Consider the following 24,222-nt stretch of genomic DNA (forward strand, 5'->3'; position numbering starts at 1 on the left):
TCCTATGATTCATGGAGCATATCCATACTTCTAAATTCAACTTGGAACTACTTTATATTATTTAGTAATCTTAATATATTTAAGTATTTCTTGTGCAGTGCGCTGCCCGGATTCTACGGCACCATTTAAAAAGCCTTGGAAATCAATTGAAGTATGTTCCCCCGCAAAATAACAGTTTCCTTCAGGCTCTCCTTCTACTCCAGCAAATTTCGTATACTGTCCAACTCCCCAATAGGAGTAAGCACCTAAGGTATACGGGTTTCCCGTCCAATAATCAATTGTTGGTACCACCTTTTTATTCATCGTATTGGTAATACCCGGCAGCACTGGTTCCAGTTGATTTAAAAATTGATTGGCTGCATTTATCGGGTTGGTCCAGTTACTTTTTTTCGCTGCGATTTTCCCACCTGTATAGTTAACTAAAATCCCATAATCACCAGATTGAGATCTTGAAACTTCCCAGGTATTTTGATAACCCGTATCAGAAATAGTATCTCCATTGCAATTGAATTGCTGCCAATATCGTTTCGTAAATTGAACCTGTAACTTTGTGTTTGTTCCCATTTGCAATTCTTGAATGGCAATCTGTTTTACTGGCTTAAAATTCGCTTTTGAATAATCCACATTTCGCAACTTTGAAAATGGGATGGCAACAACGACTTGATCGGCTATTACATCAACATAGCCTGAATCTTTTTTAAACGTCAGTATATAAGTATTGTCCTTTGAAAGTTTAATAGAGGTTAATTCTGAATTTAGCTGGATTTGGCTTTCCAGTTGTTGGGCTAATAAACTTACAATTTGATCATTTCCTCCGCGTACACGGTACTTTTCGTTGGAAGGCCCGAATAATCTCATTTGTCCCTGCCCTGAGAATGCTAGTAAATAAATCAAATTCAAAGCGCTTTGTTCGCTTGAATCGGCACCGTACTCGATATTGTACGCAATATCCAGCAACTTTCCGAGGTTTGAATTTACACCTCCTGGAACGTACTTTCTTATCCAATCAAGGATTGATATATGATCAAGATCCCAGCCTCTTTTCGTATAGCTTTTATACGTGGTCGGATACCCTGCTGCAACCAAATCACCGTGAATCTGCTGCCATATTCCTTTAATATCGTCCGTAGCTTGTTTAAATGTGTAGGGACTTCCATTGATGTAACTTATTATTTTTGTGTCATTGGGCTCTGCTTGGACAAGATTATCTAATTTCAGCCCCAGTTCTTGGACAAGCTGCCGTATCTCCTTATGTTCTTGATCGATTAGTTCTCCACCATGCTCGGCGATTTGCCCTTGCTCGAAATAATCTCTTAATGTCCAGCATCTTCCGCCCAACCGATTTGATGCCTCATATATTTGTGTGTTGTATCCAGCTTGTTTAAGGCGATATCCGCAGGTCAAACCCGCAAGCCCCGCACCAATTATAACAATCCGTGGGGCTAATGACCTTTGTGCGGCAGTGGTAACCGTGCTCCAAACAAAACTTGGAAGCATGAGTGCTGTTCCAGTGACTGCCGCTTTAGCCAAAAAATCTCTCCTAGATACTTTATTTTGCTCTCCTTCCTGGTCATTATTTTTAGCTAGTGACACTGCTTTGATAAGATCTTCAAACAAACGGGTATGAGCCATAGATTATCATCCTTTCTTTGTATTAAATAATTTTGCATTATTTATATTTAAAATATTATTTAAGACAAACTTCGGCTAAAAAAACGCTCACATGAAGAACCTTGCGCCTTCTTTGTATCTCGCTGGATAGGCATTATTAAATGTATATTGCTTTTCTTAAACATCTTATATTAACGCATTAAGAAAAACAGTCGCAATGACTGCTTCATATTTATTAACGGTAGATTCCATTGGAATGAAATTGGTTACACATATTTTTTACCTTCTTAAAATGTTTATCTTCTGTAACAAAAGATTTTACTTCAATTCCGAAAAGTTGCTTGTAATACACTTTAAATTGTCCACAATCTCTTAGAAATTCAAGAGCTGCCGCTTCGCTCATAGTTCGAATTAGGCAGCTACTTTTTCAAAATATGCTATATTTAGTTTTTTACATATCTAACCCAACCGATATATACTTTACTTCTAAAAACTCTTCAATTCCGTAGTGCCCGCCTTCACGGCCAAGACCGCTCTCTTTGTAGCCGCCAAATGGGGCTTGAACGACTGATGGCAGGGCATCATTTAAGCCAATAATTCCGTACTCCAGCTGCTCCATGATTCTGAAGGAGCGGCTTAAATTGTCCGTATAGACATAGGCCGCCAAGCCGTAACTGGAATTGTTAGCCCGTTCGATGACTTCCTCTTCCGTTTTGAAGGTTGAGATTGGCGCGAGCGGGCCAAAAATCTCATCCCTCATGCATTCCATCTCATCGTGAATATCGGTCAAAATGGTCGGGACGTAGAAATAGCCGTTGGCATCTGCAGGTTTAAGTCCGCTGTATGTGACCTTTCCACCTTTTTTCAGTGCATCCTTAACAATTCCCTCCACCTTTTTATAGGCTGCTTTATCAATCAATGGCCCGATATCGGTTCCTTCTTCAAGCCCGTTACCCACCTTTAGCTTTTCTAATTCCGCTTGAAAAAGCTTAATGAATTTATCGGCTACATTTTCCTGCACATACACACGATTCGTACAAATGCAAGTCTGACCGGCATTGCGGAATTTCGATTGGACAAGTCCGACAGCGGCCTTCTCTAGATTGGCATCATCCATGACTATAAACGGGGCATTTCCGCCAAGCTCTAGTGATACCTTTTTTACATTTTCAGCGGCGCCGCGCATCAACTTTTTGCCGACCTCGGTTGAACCTGTAAAGGTAACCTTAGTTACGCGTGGATCTTTCAGCCATACATCGCCTATTTCTGAGGACCGCCCCGTAATCACATTAAATACACCTGCAGGAATCCCCGCCTCATGTGCAAGCTCCGCCATTTTTAAAGCCGTTAGCGGCGTTTGGTTTGCTGGTTTTACTACAGCAGTGCATCCAGCTGCGAGTGCTGGCGCTACTTTTCTTGTAATCATTGCTGCCGGGAAGTTCCACGGAGTAATCGCCGCAATGACACCAACCGGTTCCTTCCTAACAAGTATTCTCTTATTGGGATGGGAGGCTGGAATCGTTTCACCGTATACCCGTTTACCTTCTTCCGCATACCAGCAGATAAAACCATTCGCGTATTGAACCTCTCCAAGTGCCTCTTTTAATGGCTTTCCTTGCTCAATCGTCATAATCCGAGCAATTTCTTGCTTGTTTTCTTCTATTAAATAAAACCATTTCATCAGAAGGTGATAGCGCTCTTCAGCAGTCTTTTTTGACCAGATTTTGAAAGCTTTATGGGCCGCATCGACGGCCTGCTTTGCTTCATAGGCGCCGCCCGTTGGTATAGCGCCAATCACTTCTTTTGTTGCGGGATTGATAATTTCGGTAAAAACTTCATAGCCACTGCCAACCCAATCGCCATTTAGATACATCGGATAGATTTGATAATTTTGCTTGATGACATCCACTTTTATTCCCCCCCGACCAATAATGCAGAATTATTTTGATAAATGATTTCCACTGCTTCCTCAAGAATTTGTAATCCTTCTTCAAGCTGGTCATCTGTGATGGTTAACGGCATAAGGAGGCGTATGACATTGCCATAAAGCCCGGCGCTAAGTAACATGAGACCACGCTCACCTGCCGCCTTGACATGGCTCTCTTCTATAAATTCACATTCCTCAATACCTCTTTATACGTGCTAACCACCTTATCAACCTCATCATAAGAAATCGTCAGTGCAGGCTCGATGCGTATGGTCTTCGAGTTAATCAGCGTACCTGCCACAAGGATGCCGTGGTCAAACATTCCCTTTGATACTTCATAGCCGATTTCATCCTGGTGGAATTCGATGCCAATCATTAAGCCTTGGCCGCGGATTTCCTGAACTTTATCTTCATGACCCTTTGAAGCCTGCTTCAACTCTTCTAGGAAATAAGCGCCAACTTCCCCGGCCCTTTCCGGTAAATCATCTTCGATTAGCACGCCAATTGTCGCAATTGCAGCAGCACATGCCAGTGGATTTCCCCCAAAAGTTGTCGTATGCATGAATGGATTCGGAAACCAGCTTTTGAATACCTCTTCTCTGGCGACAATTGCCCCGGCAGGCATCACACCGCCGCCAAACGCCTTGGCAAGACAAATAATATCCGGAACCACATCATACAACTCAGCTGCAAACATTTTTCCAGTTCGTCCCATACCTGTCTGCACTTCATCAAAAATTAACAATGATCCGTATTGATCACAAAGCTCGCGAACTAGTTTTAAATAGTTTTCCGGAGGCAGGATGATTCCGCCTTCCCCTTGAATTGGCTCTAAAATAACGGCTGCCACATCTTCCCCAACTGCTGTACATACCTCGAATGTTTTCCGCATCATGTCGATATCGCCAAATGGCACATGACGGAAGCCTGGAATTAATGGCAGGAATGGTTTACGGAACATTCCTTTTGCCGTTCCTGACAATGAACCTAAGCTTTTTCCGTGAAAGGCCCGTGTTGTCGAAATAAATGTCGTTCGCTCGCTGTACATTTTTGCCAGTTTAAGAGCAGCCTCGACACTTTCTGTCCCGCTATTAGTAAAAAACGCATACTTCAAATCGCCAGGGGTAATGTCCGCTAAAATTTTTGCCAGCATTGCCCGCAGTGGATCAAGTAAATCCTGGCTATGAAGGGCCTGCCGTTTTAACTGATCCGTTACCGCTTTAACAACCTTCGGATTGCGGTGCCCTACATTATAAATGCCAAAGCCGCCGAGACAATCGATATACTCTTTACCATTTACATCCTTAAAACAGGAGCCATTATCCGACCATTCGACTGCCGCAAATTGACCGCCCTCCGTAACGGTTTTACGGTATTCAAGGAATCCTGGATTTACGTGTTCGCGGAAACCATCCACCGTTTCCTTCGTAATCCATGCTGCTTCTGCTTCATTAATTTCCTCTTTTTCTATTAACTCTAGAACCTTATTAATATATTCAGTTACTTGTTGTTTTTGCTTATTATCTATATCCATTCTCATAGACTTGTTCCTCCTAGTGATTAATTTGTCTAGCTCCAGCTTCCTATGCGCGGGCTAGTGCATGCTGCTAAACCGTACATCAGCTTTTAGTTTGAAAACCAGCCAACTGGTTCGACTTGCAAATTGATATTAATCTGTTTAATCTCTTGGAATTCCTCGAGTCCAAATGTTCCAAGACTTCGGCCAACCCCGCTTTGTTTATAGCCGCCCCAAGGTGCTTCGTTATACGTAGGATGATAGGAATTCACCCATGTAATCCCTGCACGCAGCTTTTTAACGACCCGTAACGCTTTGGCGCCATCATTCGTAAAAACAGCACCGGCTAACCCATATACGGTTCCGTTTGCAAGTTTTATCGCCTCCTCTTCATCCTTGAACTTTTGAATGACGACAACCGGTCCGAAGATTTCCTCTTGCACAATTCTCATTTTTTGCTTCACATCAATGAAAACAGTCGGTTCGACAAAGTAGCCCTTATCCAAGCCATCTCGTACGATTCGATTTCCACCGCAAGCAAGCGTGGCCCCTTCCTGTTTTCCAAGTTCAATATAATGAAGCACTTTTTCCAAATGCTGTTCGCTCACAAGCGGGCCCATTTCCGTGGACGAGTCATTGCCTGTGCCAACTTGGATTTTCCTTGCCCGTTCAACAAATCGGTTAACAAATTGATCGTATACACTTTCCTCAACAAGAATTCTTGATCCCGCTGAACATACTTGACCGGAACCGGCATAAATACCAAACAAGGCATAATCGACCGCTAATTCAAGATCCATATCAGCAAAAATAATATTCGGTGATTTACCGCCTAATTCGAGCGATACCTTTTTCATCGTATCGGCAGCTGTTTTCATGATATGCTTGCCTGTTTTAGTACCGCCTGTAAACGAGACCATATCGACTTCCGGATGGGAAGCGATTTCATTTCCGACCACAGGACCAGCACCCATCACCATATTGGCAACCCCTTTTGGTAACCCTACTTCTTCAAGAATTTCAAACAACTTTTTCGGAGTAATGGGGGTTACTTCAGATGGTTTATAGACAATCGTATTTCCTGCTGCAAGTGCTGGGGCAATTTTCCAAACACTCATTAACAGCGGATAGTTCCAAGGAACAATCAAACCACATACACCAATAGGCTCCCGGACAACCATTGCCTGCATAGGATCGGCAACATGGTAGGTCTGGCCATCAGGCGCCGTAATCAGTCCTGCATAATAGCGGAAACATGCAGCCGCATCTGCGACATCAAAACCCGCTTCCCGTAATGGTTTCCCATTATCCATTGTTTCGAGTTCAGTTAGCTCTGCAGCATATTCATCAATTTTGTCAGCAATTTTGAATAAATAAGAGGCTCTTTCCTGTGCGGAAATCCCTGACCAAACACCAGCTTCAAAGGCATGGCGCGCCGCATAAATAGCCGCACGAGCATCCGCTACAGTCCCTTCAGGGGCATAGGAAATCACTTCTCCATTTGCAGGATTTATCACTGGGCGTGTTTGTAGATTTTCGGCATCCTTCCACTCACCATCAATAAACATCTTAATGTTAACAACACGCTTTTTGATCTCTACCATTTTAAATTCCTCCTTTATTCACCCTCACTAACAATTAATGCAAAAAGCATGCCAACTCTTAAAGCTAGCAAAATAGCGTCTTTTGTAAAAATGACGATGAATACTATTCAATATTGCATTACCCTATTTCTCAATGCATAGCAAAAGCTGTCTCAAAAATCTGAAACAGCTTTGAATTACAGTGTAGACATGTTTTCAAGTTTTCTATTTTTCTCCGTCACTATTTTTTGAAACTTTCTGCTGACGGAGGACTGGCTGATTCCTAAAGCTTTTGCTGCTTTTGTCGTTGTTTTGTACTGGTTCATCGCCATGATAATTAGCTGCTCCTCCACATGATCGATGGCATCCTGGAGCGGAATCACTCGGGTAATCACAGGCTTCATTTTTTTATGTTCATAACTTAATGATAAAAATTGACTGACAAATTCGGCATCAATTGCCGTATGGTCTGCGGTCACTACCGACCTTTCAATGATATTTTGAAGCTCCCTCACATTACCCGGCCATGGGTAAAATTCAAGCACATTAATGGCGTCAGGGGTTAAATGATACTTTCGGTCATATTTTTCATTCAGCTGTTGAAGAAAATGAAATGCCAGCAGGGAAATGTCCTCCGTCCGCTCCCTTAGCGCCGGAATATAGATTGGAATGACATTTAAGCGGTAATATAAATCTTCCCGAAACTTTCCTTCCTCCACCATTTTCGCTAAATTTTTATTCGTTGCCGCGATGATTTGTATATTAACTTTTGTAGTCGTTGTACTGCCAACAGGGATGAATTCCTGCTCCTGAAGGACGCGCAGTAGCTTTACCTGCAAATGGACAGGCATTTCACCGATTTCATCGAGAAACAGGATGCCTCCATCCGCCTGTTTGAAATAACCGTCTTTTCCATTTTTATCGGCCCCTGTAAAAGCACCCTTCGCATAGCCAAACAATTCACTTTCAAGCAGATTTTCCGGGATCGCGCCGCAATTTAATTTCAGGAATGGCATTTGAGAGCGCTTCCCTAATTGATGAATCGCTTGGGCAATTACCTCTTTTCCGACCCCTGATTCTCCGTGCAGCAGGACGGTCGAAGAAAAGTCGGCAATTTTCCTTACTTGATTCATGATTTTCTCCATTTTTGGACTGCAATAAATCAACTTTTTAAAAAAACGGTCCTTGCTCTTAAAATCATCTAATTCTTTCTTATATTGTTCGGATATTTTTTTGATTTCCTGCAGTTCGCTTTTCAGCCGTGTAGTTTCGGTAATATCGCGTGAAGCGATGATAATCCGGTCCAGTTGATTTTTTTCATTAAACACAGGATTCCCAACAGCAAGTATTTTTCGGCCGTTATGTGTCTCTTGGACAACGGAAACCTTTTTCTTTTTTTCCATGACGAGCCTTGTGACAGATGGAGTAAAAAGTCCACAGTCCTCAAGTTCAAGAATGTTTTTCCCAATTAGCTCATTTAAATCCACATTCCAAAAATCCCGAATGATATTTTCACTGAATCGAATCAGTTCACCTTTAGCATTCACCACTAGAATTTCATCATAAATACTTGAAAGAATCGCGTTTAAGTCCTTATTCAAGTCTTTTATATATTCAATTTCAAGCGCCATTTCCTCGATCATTGGCAAATCCTGCACAACAATGATAATCCCGTCCACTTCGTTTTCGTAGTTCAAAATGGGACTATAGTCGACGAGAACCCCCATTCCATTGGTTATTTCAAGGTGATTAAGAAGCGTCTTTCCGCTTGAAAACACTTTGTTAATGTGTTCGCTGCTAAATATAGTATCAGCGGGGAAATTTAACACCTTCTCTGCTGTCGATTTAATCATTTTTAAACCAGCCTCATTGCAATTAATGATTCGTTTTTCTTTGTCTAAAATAAACATCCCCATCGGAATCGAGGTAAGTATGATTTTAAGTAAGTCGACACTTTTATTCTCCTGTTTAAAAAGCTCTGCCAGAACATCTTCTCTGCGAATGTAACCTAAGAGTTTTTCATCCTCACCCTTGATCATCGCAAACGGTTCCCCGATAATTTGAAACAAAACGGGCAAGGAAATATGTTCATTGAGATGGCAGATACTTTCGAGCGGCTTTGCGTGTTCAAGCAGGCGTTCAACCGATGAAGACGCTTTTTCAAGTTTCCCCATTACCACATAGGCAAATAAATGATTTTCTTTTTTTAAAAATAAAAATGGTTCTTTAAGGTTACTTAAGGTCGAGCGCAAAATCCCTTCACTTTCATCCACTGCCACTGATATAATTGGCTTTATTTTTTCTTTCGCCACGGAAAACATCACTACTTCCCCCTTAAAACCTTGTCACTCTAATACTACCACTTAATTCAGAATTTTTGAAATAATATCCAAAAAAAAGAGGAAGGGAGGGGACCTTACGTCTTAATTACTTCCCGCAATAAACATATCTTCCTTAATATAGGCAAGTACCATCCTAGGAATAACCTTATCGTCCTCCTGAACTTCCAACGATTCTACTTCCCTTTTGACATTTATGTCTAAATGGTGAGTTTACTCCTCTACTTTTCCATTTTACTCGTCGGATTTGCCGATTTACTTGTCACTTCACCGTATTACTCACAACCTCCTGACCACCCTTCTAAACAGCAAAAAAGCCAGGCATCAAGCCCGGCTCTGGTAACTTTCATAATTGTGTAGGATTCCAATTTAGAGCGATGAAGTTTTTTCAGCATCATCAATATTTAAATCGGCAATTTTGATTTTAAAGAATTTTGTCTGGAAAACCATATAAACGACACCGATCACAATCCAAACGATCCCCCCGAAGAGTGCATCGGCTTGTAAGTTATACCATAGAATTCCCGTTAAACCGGCACCAAGAATTGGCATGATAAGGTAAGAGAAAATATCCTTTGGTGTTTTGTATTTTTTCAAACGGAAGACGAAATGCGCTATAACCGATAAGTTAACAAAGGTAAACGCTATAAGAGCACCAAAGTTAATAAAGGAAGAAATTAACTCTAGGCTCGGAGCAATAGCAAGCAGTGATACAACTCCAACGAGGATTACATTGAAAACCGGAGTCCGGTATTTTGGATGAACGTAGCCGAAGGCCTTTTTCGGCAGGACACCATTTCTTCCCATAACATACAAAAGCCTTGATACACTCGCATGGGAGGCAAGTCCCGAAGCCACTGTTGCCGCAAAGGCCCCCGAAAGGAAAATCAACTTAAAGATTGTACCACCGACAAACAAGCCAATTTCCGGTAACGTATCATCGGTTACCTTGAAACCTGAAACATCCGGAAATAAGGCTTGGGCAAAATAGCTGCAAATGAAGAAGATTGCGCCGCCAATAAAAACCGTCAACATAATCGCTTTAGGCATTATTTTATGATCAATCGCTTCCTCCGCATACATCGTGACAGCATCAAATCCAATAAACGAGAAACAAACCACTGTTGCTCCCGTCAAAATGGCTCCAAGGTGGACGTTGGAATGGAAAATCGGTTCTGTTGTGAAAATGGTTCCTTGGCCCATCCCTTTGGAAAGCTGGAGAAATGCTAGGACAATAAAAGCTGCAATCAGAACGACCTCAAAAATTACCAGCAATGAGTTTAAACTGGATGTTTTTCCCATACTCCATGCATTAATAGCTGTGACTGCGGCAACGTAACCGACAACCCAAATCCATGCCGGAACATCCGGAAATACCGATACCATATAAATCCGAATAATTAAGGCGTTTACCATCGGAAGTAAAATGTAATCAAGCAGCGCTGCCCAGCCGACAATGAAGCCAAGATGCGGACTCATCGTTTCTCTTGTATAGGTGTAGGCGGAACCCGCACTTGGAAATACTTGTACCATTTTCCCGTAGCTAATCGCCGTAAACAACATCACAACCAGTGCCGCTAGATACGCGAGCGGTACCACACCATTTGTTTCTTTAGATACGATTCCAAATGTATCAAACACAATCGTTGGTGTCATATATCCTAAACCAAGCATAACGATTGCCCAGAGTCCAAGTGAACGTTTAAGAGTAGTATTCTCCAATTCAATCAATTCTCCTTTAGTCACTATATTCATTTATCAGCTCCATTTGAAAGTGCTTACAATTTACCTTTTATGAAGAGAATTTTTCGTTTAGTTCCTCCCATCATTTTAAACTTGAATCAGATTATTTATAATAGTTGCAATTTTCATACCAATCTAAACTTACCCATTATAAAAATGTAAGCTGCCCTTCAATCCATGCTATTTCTCCTTTCTTGCATCCAAATAGAAATTCTTCAAGACGTCATTTTATGAGAACCTGAATAAGCTAATCAAAATTGCATAACCTTCCGGCACGGCACAAGAACAGCGCAAGCGCCCTGATCAGCAGCGTATGGCCTGGAGTGTTCCAAGTGAGTATTGGAAACACGGTGAGCTTTGCTGCCCGATGTTGACTTATCGTAGGGTGGAGAGCGAAGGGCACTTGCGCTGGACAATTCTCAAAGTTCATTGATATTAATTTTGATAATACAAAAAAGCAGTGAGATTCCATTTACATACATAAAGGTATAACAATGCTTTCCGATTAACATTTATTGTAATTTATATTAATATTAACTTTACAGCCTATTCTATTAACTATCATCTATTGTAGGATCTTCAAATCCGAAAATAATTTTACCGTCAAGTGCAGCTTTTAATTCCTTTTTCTTTACAAATGCACCATTTGTTTTAGCGATATATTCAGACGACCGAAGCCGATCCTTCATGTCAACATTTTCATCCTGCATTATCTCCGTCCATGGCACAGTGCCTGTCACACCCCGAATAACTTGTTCCACATAAAAGTTTCACAAGCCAAAGAGCAAATTTATTCATTAAAATGGTAAAAACCGCACGGGTAAAAAATTCACCGTGCGGTTAAATATGTATTATTAGCCTCAAAATTGGCGGGACTGCGTGGCTCTCATACTCAACTCAACAAAACGTTGATATGACTGCACCCTACCTATGTAACCTAAACGCTAAATGCAAAATATGTGCAAAATTAATTTTTGAATCAAAATTACTTTACGATGCTCTTAAGTCCACATGCCTTTTACACTTAGTACATTGATATAAATTCTGCTCAACTTCTTTGTGCTTTTTTAGTTTCCTGCAGGTCTGACAAGATAATGTAACATGACGGCCTGAAAAATCGTTAACTACAATATTGTCTACTTCTTCTGGATCCAGTTCATCTTCTTCGTCACGATCACTTGAAAATAAAGCGTAGGTCATTAAAACGGTCATCCCGCCCATGATAAAACTGCTCCATATCATAGGTCCTCGCGCCCCCTTAATATATACTCTCCATTTACTAGGACAATTTTATATGCTGATTGCGTACAATATTCCTTCTGCATCTCATCCACAATTACAGGATCATACAGGCATCGTCTAGATAATATCCATACCAACTCTGCAGGTTTCATATTGCAGGCTGTAGCCAACTTTTGTATATCTCCATCTTCTTTATTGGTAAACGATGCGTTGATTCGATTGATTCTCTTTCCACCTAACCCTTTCCCTTCTATCATACTTTCGTATCCCCTTTCCAATCGTCATGACAATTGACAGCGTCAACCGTGTTACAGTGTTACACATCACTTGTGGATGGAGGAGGGGTATTACTTACCCACAACAATCTTAATCCCCCCATTTTGACTCTTTTGAACGATTCTAAGCGGCTGGTTTCTCTTGTCAATATCAGCCAAAATCAATTCCTTTACATAACCACTGAAATTCAAGTTAGCAATAAAGCTTAAAATTTTGGCATCCTCCTCTTTCGTAGTATTTAGGGAAACAGGTTTAACTACTTTATTTTTACTCAACTTTATCCCTCCTTTGCTTATTTACTATATGGTATTAGCGGTAATACTGTTTTATGACAATTAAAATGTATATTTTTGTTTATAATTATTTTCAAAATTTTTCAAAGGAAAAAACAAAAATGTCTAGAATAGGTAAAGTAGAAGTGGGTGAATACATATGTTTTATAACAGAATTAAATATTGGGTAAAGGAAAGAGGATTAATACAAAAATATGTAGCGAAACAAATCGGAGTATCTGATCAGACCTTTTCCAGGTGGGTAAAAAATGAAACCCAACCCGATTTAATACAATCCGCTTACTTAGCGCGTGTACTTAATATAAAAATAGATGATTTAATTAAGGGGGAAGAAGAATGAACATAAATAAAATAATCGCTGGGGCCTACGAAGGACAAAAAATCAAAGTGTTAAAGGGTAGGATGTTTATTGGCGACTTCCACATCAATAAAGAGACTGTGGAGCGCTACGAAATCATGACCGAGGATAGCAGCACTACCAGCACCACAAAAGGTAATACTAAAAAGAGCATGATCGGTGCCGGCACTAAAGGAGCTGTTGGTGCGGTTATCGGTACGGCAATTGCGCCAGGCATCGGTACACTGATTGGAGCAGGTGCCGGGGTTACCACAGCTAAGGGCAAAAATAAATCAATTACAAAAGAAGTTACTTCAAAAGAAATGCTTGTTGCTATCTATTTTTCGAACGGCCAAGAATCTTTAGTAAAAATGGATGGACAATATTATGAAGTATTTCTGCGGGGCACTTTTAGCGAACCTGTTGTCTATAAGACTAAAGAAAAGCATTCAAAGGATCCTGTAAAAAATAATCAGGTATTAAAAGTCCTGGGGTGGATCTTTGTGCCTTATATAATGACACCCGTTTTTTGGAAAAAACTCAACAATCCCTACAGGATCCTCGGAACTATATGGGCAGTTATGGCCCTTATGATCGGGATATTCGGGAGATGACAATTATAATCGAGATACATTACATCGGTGCCAGTAGGATGTATCAAAAAGGATCCTTTCAACCGCGAGGTAAAAAGCCTGAATATGTGGCTCTACAATTTTGGAAACAAATCAAAAAGGATATGTCCTACCATGTAGAATTGGAGAAAGTGATTGTGGAAGGTAACCAGGACATAACACAGCTGGTGAAGGATCTAGAAAAGCACGAGCATTTAAAGGCAATTGCTGAAAGTGAGGATTTACCTTTTTAAGCCCTTTGTGGGCTTTTTATTTTTGTCACTAATAAGTCATAAAGTCGAATAGGGAACAGATGTAAACATGGCGAATTTTGTATTGAGAAGGTGAGGAGATATCAATGTGGCTTTTATTACCGTGGTGGATACGCGAATTTTGGTACTGGCTTTATTATTATCGTAGAGGGAAGATTAAATATGTAGTGTGGGATTATGGAGATACATACATGGCCGCAGCATCTGACGGACAATGGACAGTTTGGCACTGCTACGGCAGCACACCGGAACAGGCAAAGCAAGTGGCAACGTATAGACTAAAGCAAAAGATAGAAACTCCTCGTGATTGAGGGGTTTTTGTTTTGTCTGTTTTTGTCGAACGAAACTTTTAAAAGTATTTGTATAAATGTATTGCAAACAATACAAAATAGATGTATATTAAATGTAATGAAAACAATACAAACAAAAAGGAGGATTTTATGCAAGAAAATACTAATCCACTTTTCGTCGTCTTTACCTCACGCGAGGCTGCGGAAAGGTGGGGATTATCCGAAAATACAGTAACGCAATGGTGCAACCGTGGTCGTTTTGAAGCGCACGAAGCAAGGAAAAGCGGGAAGGTTTGGCTCGTAACTAAAGAAGGAATGGAAAGATTAACCGATAAAAGGGAGGAAAAGAAAATGACAGTAACATTTGAAGGTAAGGAAATCACTTTAACTCAGGACCCCTACATCGACGGTGTGCCAGGAAGAGAACCATACTACCGAGCAGTCGGCATCGATGCGGAGGGCAATGAGTACAACGTGGTTTGGAATGTAGTGGATAATTACGAAGAAATCGAAGATGAATCAGAGATGGTCGCTGATTGGGGTAAACCTTTTGATGTAATTAAACTTTAAATTGGACGTATATTGTGAAATAAGAAAGGATGTTTGATTTGAATAAATACCAAGTATTTGAAATCAGCAAAAACGGAAAGAAAATTGTTGAAAGTGGCATATCCATTAAAAGGGCTTAGTCAATATCACGAGAAATGTCTAAAATCAATTCAGAAAATGTCTATGGACACGAACCTGTATATAAAAACCAATAGTTCATCTTCCGAACAAATTACTAATGCCCCCTCTCAATTAAGAGAAGGGGCTTTGATATTTACTCTATGACCACGCCATCTGGAGTGGTAACAATCAGTGAGCCATTCGCCCGCAATATATATTTTTTTCCTTTTACAGTAATCTCACCGGTGCCCATGCTGCCATCCTCATTGAGATAATACCACTTGTCGTTAACACGTAGCCATCCAATTCGCATATCGCCGTTCGGATTAAGATAATACCATTTACCTTTTAGGAACTGCCATCCAGTAAGCATTTCGCCATAGCCGTCTAGGTAGTACCAGCTGCCTTTATCCATGAGCCATCCAGTCTTTTTATTGCCGTTTTGATAAAAGTACCATTTATCGTTTTCCTTTTTCCATCCGTTTTTTGTTGTTACCACCGGCTGTGTTTGTGGCTGAACGGATGCCTTTTTCTTTAGCCCAAATGCTTTAACGTATCCATTGACATGCCCTTGAGCAACTTTATCCAAGAATGAATCTTGCTGTAATAGTTTGTTATCATTAGGATTGTCGATAAACAAACTTTCTGTCAGGATAGATGGCATGTTAGGTTGGCGCACCATTGCATAGTTGGCATTCTTTTTACCACGGTCCTGTACGTCACCAATAGCTCTCATGATCTCGGGATGTATCTCATTTTGGTAAGCAATCGACTTAGCGCTTGCACTTGTATGGACAAATGATTCAAACCCGGTACCAGATGGCGTCGCATTAATATGGATAGACTGGCAAAAGTCTGCATTTGCTTTATTTGCAAATGCTGCACGCTCTGATAACTCTAAAAATCTGTCATCCGTTCGGCTGTAAAGCACTTCTACACCTTCATAATCAGCTAATAACTTACCAATTTTTTTTACGATTGTTAACGTCAAATCCTTTTCTTTTAAGCCAAATCCTACGGCACCGCTATCTTTACCACCGTGTCCTGCATCAAGAAATATTTTCATTACTTATCCTCTCCTCTATCGCTATATTTTTTTATTTTTGCGTTGATCTCAGATTTCAAGATTTTAAACAACCACATTGGAAAATACTTGTCCCAGCCTAAAACATATAGATTTGCCGCAAATGACTGCGAATTGTGATAGATAAAAGCAAATGCCAGGACAGCAAAGACAAAAGCACCGGTATTGAGCAGCTGGTCAAATATCCACGCCATGGCCACTACTGCAAATATTAACCCATCTCTGATAACAGCATCGTTGCCCACACTACTTTTATATGTGTCATTTTTCTTTGCAACGCGAACCCCTACGACGTAATCGAGACCAACAACAATTGCCAGCAAGGCTGCTATATACATGTGCATTTTTTCGAACCCTTTAGCCTCGAATACAGCATCAAAAAAAGCCCCTACCGTACCGGTGAGAGCCCCCAACACAAGACTTTTATTAATGACCATTTTTTGAAAAACATCTGTTAATTTTCCAAACATAACTCACTCTCCTGATTCAAAATAAAAAGAGAGCCCTGGGAAGGACTCTAAAAATATTTTCTATAAAGTTCTCTCCTGCGCTCCCCTGATAGGGCTGCGTAAATTTTTGTTGTATCTATCCTGCTATGCCCTGCCAGTTGGCTGATGACCTCCATCGGTGCTCCTCTGTCGATTAGATGCGTACAAAAGCTATGACGATAACGATGAGGGTATATGTTAATATCGATTCTAGCGCGTTTGGCAATGTCTTTAATCCACCGTCTTAACGTATCGATAGTTGCTCTCCGTGGATCTCGTAAAGTAACAAATAAAGAGTCGCAATCATCTGTCCTGGTGTCTAAATACTCCTGAAGCCAGTATGCCGTTTTGACATCAAAGTATACTTCTCTTTCTTTGTCCCCTTTTCCAAGTACAATAATTGACCTGTCGCTCCAATTGATATGATTTTTGTCCATACGGTGTATTTCCCCAACACGGCAACCTGTCGCATAAAGCAAAGAGTTTAAGGCTTTTTCTCTTGGCCCTTCACATGCAGCATCCAGTCGATACAGAATTTCCTCTGGGATAAATTTTGGTACCCGCTTACTTTCCTTAGGTTCTTTAATTTTACCCGCTGGATTTGTTTCGATGTACCCTTCTTCATGAGCCCATCTGAAAAAACCTCTGATAAATCTAATAGTATGCGCCAGGCTATTATTGGTCTTTAAGGTGTCTTTTCTTTGGGCGATATAACGTTTTAAATCCGGTGTAATAATTGACTCAATTTTGATGTCACCCATGTATCTGATCATTAAATTAACCTGAAGCTTATACTGTTTTAAGGTATTAGGCGAGTAACCAGCAATTTGTTTATCTGGCAAGTAATGCTCCCATGATTCTGACAATTTCATCCTTTATTCCCCCTATACTCCTTTTTGGTGTCACTTCTTGTCTTAATCTTATTCTGACACCTTAAAAGAGTAAATAGGACTATTGACTCTTTTTTGGAGTATAGTAAAATAAGAAATAAAGGAGGAATGTGTATGAAAGTAAAGTCGAATTTAAAAGCTCTTTTAGACGAAAGAGAAATATCGGTAAGAAAGTGCTCTACAGACATTGAATATCGTTTTGAATCGGTTAGAAAAATGTACAATGATGACATGGAGCATTTCCCAAAGCAGCTTATCGGAAAGCTTTGTACCTATCTCCAAGTTGAGCCTGGCGATATAATCGTTTCGGATAAAGATGATCCCGACTGTTAACCAGCCGGGATTTTTTATGTTTTCGAATCAATTCTTATACAGCTTAAGAACGTCTTTATAAGTACAGGGCAGTAATGCTCAAACCGTTGATACATAAGGGTTTATGAGGGTTTTTACCTATAGGTGCGTATTCGCCATAAGTTGCATTAATTAGTTCCTTGCAATTGAAGCGTTCGCCCACATCATAACTTCTTCTAACTTAGTCATAGCCAAAGATTTTTCACGACTGTTTGGTAATAAAGTATCTAAAGTGTTTGCTAAATGCCTGCACTCATTCCTAACAGCTTCATGTGCTAATACCGTTTCTTGTGATTTTGGTGGATGATACTTAAAATTATTTTCGATTTGTGAGTACATTTTATTTTCTCCTTTTATTCAAATTAAAAAGCACCCATTATTTTGAGTGCTTCCGTTTTAATTCCTCTATCAATTTTTCGTCTTCAATAAATTCCTTCAGCTTAGCATTTACAAAGGGAGATATTTTGATTCCCTTCTTTTCTGCCAGTTTAAAAAATTGCTCTAATACTTCGTGATCTACTGTGATATTTACTCGTTGCATTGCTGCCACAATTACCGCCCCCTCATGGTAATAATTGTCTTACAAAGACGAGTAAATATCAATACACATGTATATGATTTTATACTTATTTATACGCATTTATGCAACTTAAGAACGCCATAAGCTGTATATAATTATGGATGTTCTACGGGAGCATAAGAAACAATTTGGTTTCCGTTTTCATCGATTTGAATATCAATAATCACATAATCATTTCCAAAAATATTAACTACATCACCGATTTTCAAAGTCATCGCCTCCTTTAGCCATTAGTAGTCCATAAATCAATTAAATTTATAGTGTTAGCCGATGCTGATTTATCTTGAATTAATATAGCGACATATGGAGCACCACCATACTCAGAAACCACAAACCCACCATTTGTATATCCTGCTATACCAGCAGCTGAAATAACGGGACCATTTAAATAGACAGCACCATTAGCATCACATGCAACAAGCTGTACACTAATTGAAGCACTAGCTTTCCATGATAAATGTATTGCTTTAGTGCCCAATCCTACATTTAAAACAATAGAGGTAATTCCGTTTGCTGGTAAAGATTGGTTTACTCCAACTCGCTGGTACCCAACTTTTCTCCCAGTTAGTTGCATAAGCCGAGAGCCGTCTGGCTGGATTCCATCAGCCTCATTTACCACCGTCCCATCACTTTTATATACCTTACCTGTACGTGGCTGGTAAGCATCATTTGGATTTGGCATATATAAAAACCTCCTTAATTTAAGCTTTATTTGCTGTAATCATCATGTCTGGCACAAAATTTGTGGATGGCAGCCTATTGGTCGCATTGTCAAAAGGATAAATTTTAGACGAGTCACTAAAAAATCCTGTTATGATGTTTGGTCTAACATTTACATACCTTACTCTGCCGCCAATTGCGTAGTCTGTACCGTCCTTTATTAAGCAGACTAATATGTTACTATTCCCATCCCATATAAACGGCGTGCTAAACACAAACTCTCGCCATTGATTTACGAAAAATGTATACCACATCACAGGATCTGAAGCGTAAACAATCGTAAACTCATCGAGGGATTTATTAATAAAATCATCTGCTGTATTTTTATTGGTGTGGGCTAATGCCATGGTAAATTTACTAATGTCACGCCCTGGTCTCTCTGTGATGTAAAATGACAGTGCTGTGATTTTATCGCCTGCAGCTAACCCCATCCCTGTTAGTTCACTTTTATCAATAACAAAATGAGCCCTAGAGTCATGATAATAAGTGTTAAAAGGCAGCGCGTATTGAAAGTCGTCGTTTGTGGTCAAATCTGATAGACGAGTGTATGATTGGTAAATTTGCGATTTAATTATTGATTTTAGCAGTCTTGTATTATTTTCGATTCTATTCGCATCACTAAAAGTAAAAGCCATCCCAACAATCCATGTTTTTTTATCCTGCCACCCTGCCGGTGTAGTGGAGTTAGCGCGGATTAACTGAAGATTGTTTTCAATGCGGTTAATACTTGCTAAATCGTCATAACTTTTATTAGTCCGATTTGAAACTGTCGTAAATCCCGGGATGCTATATCCCAGCGCCCTTAATGAATTAGCTGCATCTAAAATATTGTCTTCAATCCTATTAAAATCGGTAAAATTAATATAGTCAGTGGCTTTCCAGTTTGTCTTCGGGGTTATCCATGCCATTATGTCACCGCCCCTCTAGCTTCCATTTTCGCCGACAGATAGCCTTCATAATTAAGCTCGTTTTTTGTGATTATAACGTTTTTATTGGCACCGTAAGAGTTTTGTATGGATACCACATCATTTAATTCGTGTGCTTGATTTCCTCGCCAATCTACGCTGTAAACCGCTCGATTGTTTTTCAGGTTTAACAGCCAATTCGCTATCAGTTGGGCTTGTATGTAGTCGTTGATTAGAGTGTTATCAACAACCACATTATCGCCAGTAAGAAAGATGTTATTGCCAGACATTGTCTCAGTTGGTATCTCCATGCCGCTACCCTCGTAAAACTTTACTGTTACGGATTTCAAAGGTTTTTCAAGTGTAATCTTAGGCTCTGTGTACATAGCATCAAGCGATATAGTATCTACAGGATTAATAAGACTTGGAGTCTTGGCGATAACATAATTTCCACGTCTATCAATAAATACTCCGCATCTGCCGGCAATCGCAATCATCTGAATAACATTTTTGCAATTTGTCTTTTTAACAAGTGCTTTTGTGCTAATCGATGACAATGATGAGTCCAATCTGTAATTTGTTATTTTGCAAATGCTAAAAATATCTTGAGCAAGCCGTGAAAGATTATATCCGGTTTTTGCTACTAGATTCTCATATTCAAAATCTGCCAGGGCATCTAAATTTGACCTAGCCGTAAATGACGCAGTGAGAGAGTCCTCGTTACTTACCCATTCACTGAGTAGATACTGGCCAACGGGGATATATTCAATGCCTCCGTTATACTCCAATCCAATCTCTAATCTAACCGTCTGTCGTTCTTGCAGGAATTTATAAAAGCCCGTTGGATTCAAGATATTAAACTCACGATTTGAGTTATCCACCGTAAACTTAAACTCTGCAGATGGGAGTGTACCAGATGATAAATCAAGCTCCTCCACAAGAGAGACTCTAACTAAATTATCATCTGTATAGACTTTAGTAACACCAAACTCTACCTCGATGATCCGCACACGGCGATATGGCTTGCTCCACTTTTTTATAATAATTTCTATCTTTTTAAAGTTAGAAAAATCTTTTGTAACTGTCTTGGCTGTTTCAGTATTCCCGACCACATTTTCAGTAGATATTAATGTACCGGCCGAATTGTAAATCTTAATGTCAAAATCCACTGCGTACTCATTGTTTGCTATGTCAAAAGTAAACGTTAAGCCAGCAATAGAGTGGATATTGCCAAAGCTAAGAGTTAATACCTGGTTAGGGGTAAACACGCCTGCTGCGTCACACAAGGTGTCTGACCACCATCCGTACTCGCGAAAATTGTAATCGCCATCGGCAAAGCAAAATGTCCCATCAAGCTTAAATCTATCATTTTCTAAGGTGGAGAAATTGTACTGGACATCCTTCATCTTATTGGTCACTTGCGACAAATTACATAATGGAAATAGGCTTGTAGCCGTTGCTGTGACGGTGTCAGAGTCCATCGTTTTGTCCGTAATGTCAAAGGTCACTTTAGCTTTATTAAGCCGAGAGGTGGCGTAAATGGCGTCTTTATATTGCTGATTAACTGGATACATTTACAACCTCCTCCCTATTTTTCAATCAAATCAAATTTAATATCTTTATAGCGTGGCACACTGTTAATAAAGTCCATCATCCCTACATTTCTGTCACCACAATAAAATTGGCCTGTGCGGTAATTATTTGTTTGGGGGTCCAGATAAGTAACCGAAAAAAAGACTGGAGATACCGCTCCAAGTACCTGACTCAGTTCTGACCGTGTTAAAAAAGCATATGAGATACCAAGTTTTCGCTTAGTAGCTATCCTCTCAATAATCATCGTGCCGTTTGCGTTTCTCTCTGCTTTACTCAAATCCATTATGCCCACATCTAAATCGGTAGGAGTCGGTAAATCAACCCCGCCGATACTTATAAGAGCCACATTACCAACTCCTTATATTGTTTTAATCATTGTGTTGCCGATTCTATTCTTTTCTTGGGCCAGATAGGGATTTAACACCCTTGCCATTGTGCTGCCATCAATTTTAATTACTAGATCACCTTGCTGCTGATTACCTGATTTATTAAACTGCATTGCTGACATAACGGCAGTGCCTAATGCAGAGGCTAACTTATCAACGAATCCTGTATTCTCTAGAGGCACAATCATTTCTTTTCCAGCCTCCCCGGCGATGTAGTTGCCCATATTAGTTGCACCATCGACAATACCACCGCGAGCAAGGCGTGGAATATGCGGAATGCTAAACCCGAATGACTTACCGCCCATACCCGGAATCCAATCTGGGACCTTAATATTTAGCCCGTTTAATGAATCAATTACCTTATTAATCATACCGATAATCGCATTAAGAGGTGTCTTAGCGATACTTGATAAAGCCCCAAATGCAGAAGCGAAAGTATCTTTTACTCCATTCCAAGCTCGTGACCAGTCACCAGTAAATACTCCAGTTATAAAGTCCATTAAACCTTTGAAATAGGTCTTTAAATGACCGATAGTTTCACCAGCAGATTGAAAGGCACTTGTTAAGGCACCTGTTACAAATGAACTTAATGGTTTAAAAACATTCTTCCATAGGTTTTCAACGACAGCTGTTAAAATTTTGAATTGTATAATAAACGCATTTCCAATGTATTCAGCTAGAGGCTGTATAGCATATTTCCATAAGACATTAAGTACTGCACTTATCGCCTCCACTGCTGGTTTAAAATTCGACTTAAGGAAATCCCCTAATGGAACCATTACATTTTTCCAAAAGGACTTACCTAACTCAGAAACCGTCTTAAACGCTGTACCCAGAACATCTGCGAGGATTTTCGCTAATGGTTTCAATGCCTCATTGTAAAATTTAACACAATAGGCACCAAAGGGTACTAATACATTTTTCCAATACCAAGTAGCTGATGCTGTTATGGCATCCCAAGCTGCAACAAACACTGTCCCCAACCACTCGCCTAACGGGACCAAGACGTTCTGCCACAAATAAACTGCAGCATCTTTGATTTTATCTAAGATATTGTTAACAAAATCTCGAAAGCCCTCGTTTGTCCGGTAAAAATAAACAAATGCCGCTGTTAAAGCTGCAACAGCAACTACAATTAAGCCAACCGGAGAAAGTAAAAATGCCATAGCTACTTTCAAACCGTTCATAATGGCAGCTCCTACTTTTAATGTATTACTCAATACCGCAAATGCTGCGGTTGGTCCATACGTCGCTACTGCAAACGTTGCAAGCCCCGCACCAATTCCTGCCAAAACAGAAATGATGATATCTTTGTGTTCAGCGATAAAGGAGCCAACCCCTTTAAAAAAGTCTTTAACTCCTCCAAAGAATCCTCTGACCTTATCAGCCAAAGCTTGAACTTTTTCGCTGATTTTTGGAAGACTGCTTTCCAATGGCCCTGTATCCGGCATGCTGAAATCTCCGCCGTCTGCCCCGCCTGCCCCGCCGCCTGCACCCGTATCAGATCCGCTTCCGGATGACGCTGATTTATCGGCAAGAGAGTTAATTTGGTCAAATCCCGCTACTGATCCTGCTGCCTTTTTAGCTTCTTGTCCTGCTTTTTTCGCCTTTTTGCCGGTTTTATCATACGCATTACCTAGGCCACCAACGGCTGCCGTCTGTACATTAGTTGCCTTAGCTTGGGAAACCGTAGACGACTTAGATGACTTGCCAAACAAAGCATTAAAAAACAGTCCGACCTGTTGGAGTCGCACCGCTACTGCTGTTGCAAAGCTTATCACTCTAGAGAGCACTGGCATTAATATATCTCGAAATATCGAGGCGGTAACCCCGATTTCATATTTTAGACCGGCAAACTCGTTGGCCAGCTGAGCCGCCCGTCCCTGTGGAGTATTAGCCATCGCCTCGTTCATGTTACCTAAACTGTCTCGGACAATTTCAGCTAGTAGAGCAGCTCTTTGTTGCTCGTTACCGAATTTCAGGATTTTCTCTTGTGCTTCATCAAACGTGTATCCGTAACGTGATAACGCACCTACCTGACCATCCATAACCTTGCCCATCATTGTTGCTATGCTTACAGCTTGCTCACCGGATGCTTTAAATCCAAACTGCTGCACAACCATATCATTCATTACTGGAATGAGCGTTTTAAGAGAGTCAGACATTTCCAGATATGTGGCTAACTCCTGGGCCCCGGCAGTTTGCACTTCGACGCCGACAACTCCAAGCGCTTCTTGTGCGGAAATAAACTTTTTAATACTGTCGGTTGCCTCGGCTGTAGCTCCCATCCGTTGTCGCATGATAACGGCAAGCTTGTTTTCTTGCGTGGAAAGGTAATCATAAAAATCGAGAGAATCTTTAATAGCTTTGCCGATTCCTATCGCCGCTATCATAGCTCCGATACCTTTGATCATGCCATTAACTTTATTTTTAAATTGCGCGATGTTCTGTTGCGCACGTTGCATTTCTGTCCGCATGGCGCTAAAGTCTGCGCCAGCGCGGACCATGAGATTACG

26 protein-coding genes and 2 pseudogenes are annotated in these 24,222 nt (G+C 40.4%); 6 read left to right on the forward strand and 22 right to left on the reverse strand.

Annotated features, from left to right (window positions below; translation table 11 throughout):
• Positions 1-57: 57 nt before the first annotated feature.
• The 12 genes and pseudogenes from ACIQCO_RS00895 to ACIQCO_RS00945 form a co-directional block, all read right to left on the reverse strand.
• Positions 58-1,632 (reverse strand): flavin monoamine oxidase family protein, encoded by a 1,575-nt coding sequence (locus tag ACIQCO_RS00895; RefSeq protein ID WP_400424697.1) that lies wholly within the window; start codon positions 1,630-1,632, stop codon positions 58-60.
• 430 nt (positions 1,633-2,062) lie between these two features.
• Positions 2,063-3,484 carry an NAD-dependent succinate-semialdehyde dehydrogenase gene (locus ACIQCO_RS00900; protein ID WP_400425890.1) on the reverse strand — a complete coding sequence of 474 codons (1,422 nt, stop codon included), beginning with the start codon at positions 3,482-3,484 and terminating at the stop codon, positions 2,063-2,065.
• A 38-nt stretch (positions 3,485-3,522) separates the two neighbouring features.
• Positions 3,523-3,696, reverse strand: a pseudogene (locus ACIQCO_RS00905) (4-aminobutyrate--2-oxoglutarate transaminase); the annotation flags it as partial.
• Between the two features lie 20 nt (positions 3,697-3,716).
• Positions 3,717-5,078, reverse strand: coding sequence for a putrescine aminotransferase (locus ACIQCO_RS00910; RefSeq protein WP_400424700.1), 1,362 nt, complete (start codon positions 5,076-5,078; stop codon positions 3,717-3,719).
• A gap of 86 nt (positions 5,079-5,164) precedes the next feature.
• Complete coding sequence (locus ACIQCO_RS00915; protein WP_400424703.1) at positions 5,165-6,658, reverse strand: aldehyde dehydrogenase family protein; 1,494 nt, start codon at positions 6,656-6,658, stop codon at positions 5,165-5,167.
• Positions 6,659-6,834: 176 nt separating this feature from the next.
• On the reverse strand, positions 6,835-8,958 hold the full coding sequence (locus ACIQCO_RS00920; protein WP_400424706.1) for a sigma 54-interacting transcriptional regulator: 2,124 nt from the start codon (positions 8,956-8,958) through the stop codon (positions 6,835-6,837).
• Positions 8,959-9,060: 102 nt separating this feature from the next.
• Positions 9,061-9,159, reverse strand: a pseudogene (locus tag ACIQCO_RS28190) (biotin/lipoyl attachment domain-containing protein); the annotation flags it as partial.
• A 186-nt stretch (positions 9,160-9,345) separates the two neighbouring features.
• A complete protein-coding gene (locus ACIQCO_RS00925; RefSeq protein ID WP_400424709.1) occupies positions 9,346-10,731 on the reverse strand; it encodes an APC family permease in 1,386 nt (461 codons plus the stop codon).
• A 542-nt stretch (positions 10,732-11,273) separates the two neighbouring features.
• Entirely contained in the window at positions 11,274-11,480 is a 207-nt protein-coding gene (locus ACIQCO_RS00930; RefSeq protein WP_400424711.1) for a hypothetical protein, read from the reverse strand.
• 229 nt (positions 11,481-11,709) lie between these two features.
• Entirely contained in the window at positions 11,710-11,961 is a 252-nt protein-coding gene (locus ACIQCO_RS00935) for a hypothetical protein (RefSeq protein ID WP_400424714.1), read from the reverse strand.
• Positions 11,958-12,218, reverse strand: coding sequence for a hypothetical protein (locus ACIQCO_RS00940; protein ID WP_400424716.1), 261 nt, complete (start codon positions 12,216-12,218; stop codon positions 11,958-11,960). Before ACIQCO_RS00940 ends, ACIQCO_RS00935 begins: the two co-directional genes overlap by 4 nt.
• A 90-nt stretch (positions 12,219-12,308) precedes the next feature.
• Positions 12,309-12,512: a hypothetical protein gene (locus tag ACIQCO_RS00945; protein ID WP_400424719.1), complete on the reverse strand. Its 204-nt coding sequence runs from the start codon at positions 12,510-12,512 to the stop codon at positions 12,309-12,311.
• A gap of 157 nt (positions 12,513-12,669) precedes the next feature.
• On the opposite strand from ACIQCO_RS00945, the gene ACIQCO_RS00950 reads away from it, so the two are divergent.
• The 5 genes from ACIQCO_RS00950 to ACIQCO_RS00970 all read left to right on the forward strand — a co-directional run bounded on the left by ACIQCO_RS00950 (position 12,670) and on the right by ACIQCO_RS00970 (position 14,610).
• Positions 12,670-12,870, forward strand: a complete 201-nt coding sequence (locus ACIQCO_RS00950; RefSeq protein WP_400424722.1) for a helix-turn-helix transcriptional regulator — start codon at positions 12,670-12,672, stop codon at positions 12,868-12,870.
• Positions 12,867-13,481 (forward strand): hypothetical protein, encoded by a 615-nt coding sequence (locus ACIQCO_RS00955; protein WP_400424725.1) that lies wholly within the window; start codon positions 12,867-12,869, stop codon positions 13,479-13,481. The genes ACIQCO_RS00950 and ACIQCO_RS00955 overlap by 4 nt, the downstream gene beginning before the upstream one ends.
• Positions 13,478-13,732, forward strand: coding sequence for a hypothetical protein (locus ACIQCO_RS00960; RefSeq protein WP_400424728.1), 255 nt, complete (start codon positions 13,478-13,480; stop codon positions 13,730-13,732). Before ACIQCO_RS00955 ends, ACIQCO_RS00960 begins: the two co-directional genes overlap by 4 nt.
• A gap of 104 nt (positions 13,733-13,836) precedes the next feature.
• Positions 13,837-14,061: a hypothetical protein gene (locus ACIQCO_RS00965; protein WP_400424731.1), complete on the forward strand. Its 225-nt coding sequence runs from the start codon at positions 13,837-13,839 to the stop codon at positions 14,059-14,061.
• A gap of 129 nt (positions 14,062-14,190) precedes the next feature.
• Entirely contained in the window at positions 14,191-14,610 is a 420-nt protein-coding gene (locus tag ACIQCO_RS00970; RefSeq protein WP_400424734.1) for a helix-turn-helix domain-containing protein, read from the forward strand.
• A gap of 253 nt (positions 14,611-14,863) precedes the next feature.
• Here the strand turns inward: ACIQCO_RS00970 and ACIQCO_RS00975 are convergent, their stop codons facing one another.
• From ACIQCO_RS00975 to ACIQCO_RS00985, 3 genes are read right to left on the reverse strand one after another with little or no spacing between them, the layout of a single operon-like run.
• Positions 14,864-15,775: an N-acetylmuramoyl-L-alanine amidase gene (locus ACIQCO_RS00975; RefSeq protein WP_400424737.1), complete on the reverse strand. Its 912-nt coding sequence runs from the start codon at positions 15,773-15,775 to the stop codon at positions 14,864-14,866.
• Positions 15,775-16,263 carry a phage holin family protein gene (locus ACIQCO_RS00980; RefSeq protein WP_400424740.1) on the reverse strand — a complete coding sequence of 163 codons (489 nt, stop codon included), beginning with the start codon at positions 16,261-16,263 and terminating at the stop codon, positions 15,775-15,777. The genes ACIQCO_RS00975 and ACIQCO_RS00980 overlap by 1 nt, the downstream gene beginning before the upstream one ends.
• A gap of 47 nt (positions 16,264-16,310) precedes the next feature.
• Positions 16,311-17,153, reverse strand: coding sequence for a tyrosine-type recombinase/integrase (locus tag ACIQCO_RS00985; protein WP_400424743.1), 843 nt, complete (start codon positions 17,151-17,153; stop codon positions 16,311-16,313).
• A gap of 132 nt (positions 17,154-17,285) precedes the next feature.
• On the opposite strand from ACIQCO_RS00985, the gene ACIQCO_RS00990 reads away from it, so the two are divergent.
• Positions 17,286-17,504 (forward strand): helix-turn-helix domain-containing protein, encoded by a 219-nt coding sequence (locus ACIQCO_RS00990; protein ID WP_400424746.1) that lies wholly within the window; start codon positions 17,286-17,288, stop codon positions 17,502-17,504.
• Between the two features lie 150 nt (positions 17,505-17,654).
• Here ACIQCO_RS00990 and ACIQCO_RS00995 read toward each other — a convergent pair whose 3' ends face one another.
• The 7 genes from ACIQCO_RS00995 to ACIQCO_RS01025 all read right to left on the reverse strand — a co-directional run bounded on the left by ACIQCO_RS00995 (position 17,655) and on the right by ACIQCO_RS01025 (position 24,213).
• Positions 17,655-17,861: an Acb2/Tad1 domain-containing protein gene (locus tag ACIQCO_RS00995; protein ID WP_400424749.1), complete on the reverse strand. Its 207-nt coding sequence runs from the start codon at positions 17,859-17,861 to the stop codon at positions 17,655-17,657.
• A gap of 37 nt (positions 17,862-17,898) precedes the next feature.
• Complete coding sequence (locus tag ACIQCO_RS01000; protein WP_400424751.1) at positions 17,899-18,072, reverse strand: hypothetical protein; 174 nt, start codon at positions 18,070-18,072, stop codon at positions 17,899-17,901.
• A 253-nt stretch (positions 18,073-18,325) separates the two neighbouring features.
• Complete coding sequence (locus ACIQCO_RS01005; protein WP_400424754.1) at positions 18,326-18,784, reverse strand: hypothetical protein; 459 nt, start codon at positions 18,782-18,784, stop codon at positions 18,326-18,328.
• Positions 18,785-18,803: 19 nt separating this feature from the next.
• The gene (locus tag ACIQCO_RS01010) at positions 18,804-19,730 is read right to left on the reverse strand and encodes a hypothetical protein (protein ID WP_400424757.1); all 927 of its coding nucleotides are present in this window, start codon (positions 19,728-19,730) and stop codon (positions 18,804-18,806) included.
• A complete protein-coding gene (locus tag ACIQCO_RS01015; RefSeq protein ID WP_400424760.1) occupies positions 19,730-21,235 on the reverse strand; it encodes a hypothetical protein in 1,506 nt (501 codons plus the stop codon). Before ACIQCO_RS01015 ends, ACIQCO_RS01010 begins: the two co-directional genes overlap by 1 nt.
• A gap of 80 nt (positions 21,236-21,315) precedes the next feature.
• Complete coding sequence (locus ACIQCO_RS01020; protein ID WP_400424762.1) at positions 21,316-21,666, reverse strand: DUF6711 family protein; 351 nt, start codon at positions 21,664-21,666, stop codon at positions 21,316-21,318.
• Positions 21,667-21,678: 12 nt separating this feature from the next.
• Positions 21,679-24,213 carry a phage tail protein gene (locus ACIQCO_RS01025; RefSeq protein WP_400424765.1) on the reverse strand — a complete coding sequence of 845 codons (2,535 nt, stop codon included), beginning with the start codon at positions 24,211-24,213 and terminating at the stop codon, positions 21,679-21,681.
• Positions 24,214-24,222 lie beyond the last annotated feature (9 nt).

Origin of the sequence: Neobacillus sp. NPDC093127, assembly GCF_044754175.1 — a bacterium.
Taxonomy (GTDB): Bacteria; Bacillota; Bacilli; order Bacillales; family Cytobacillaceae; genus Neobacillus.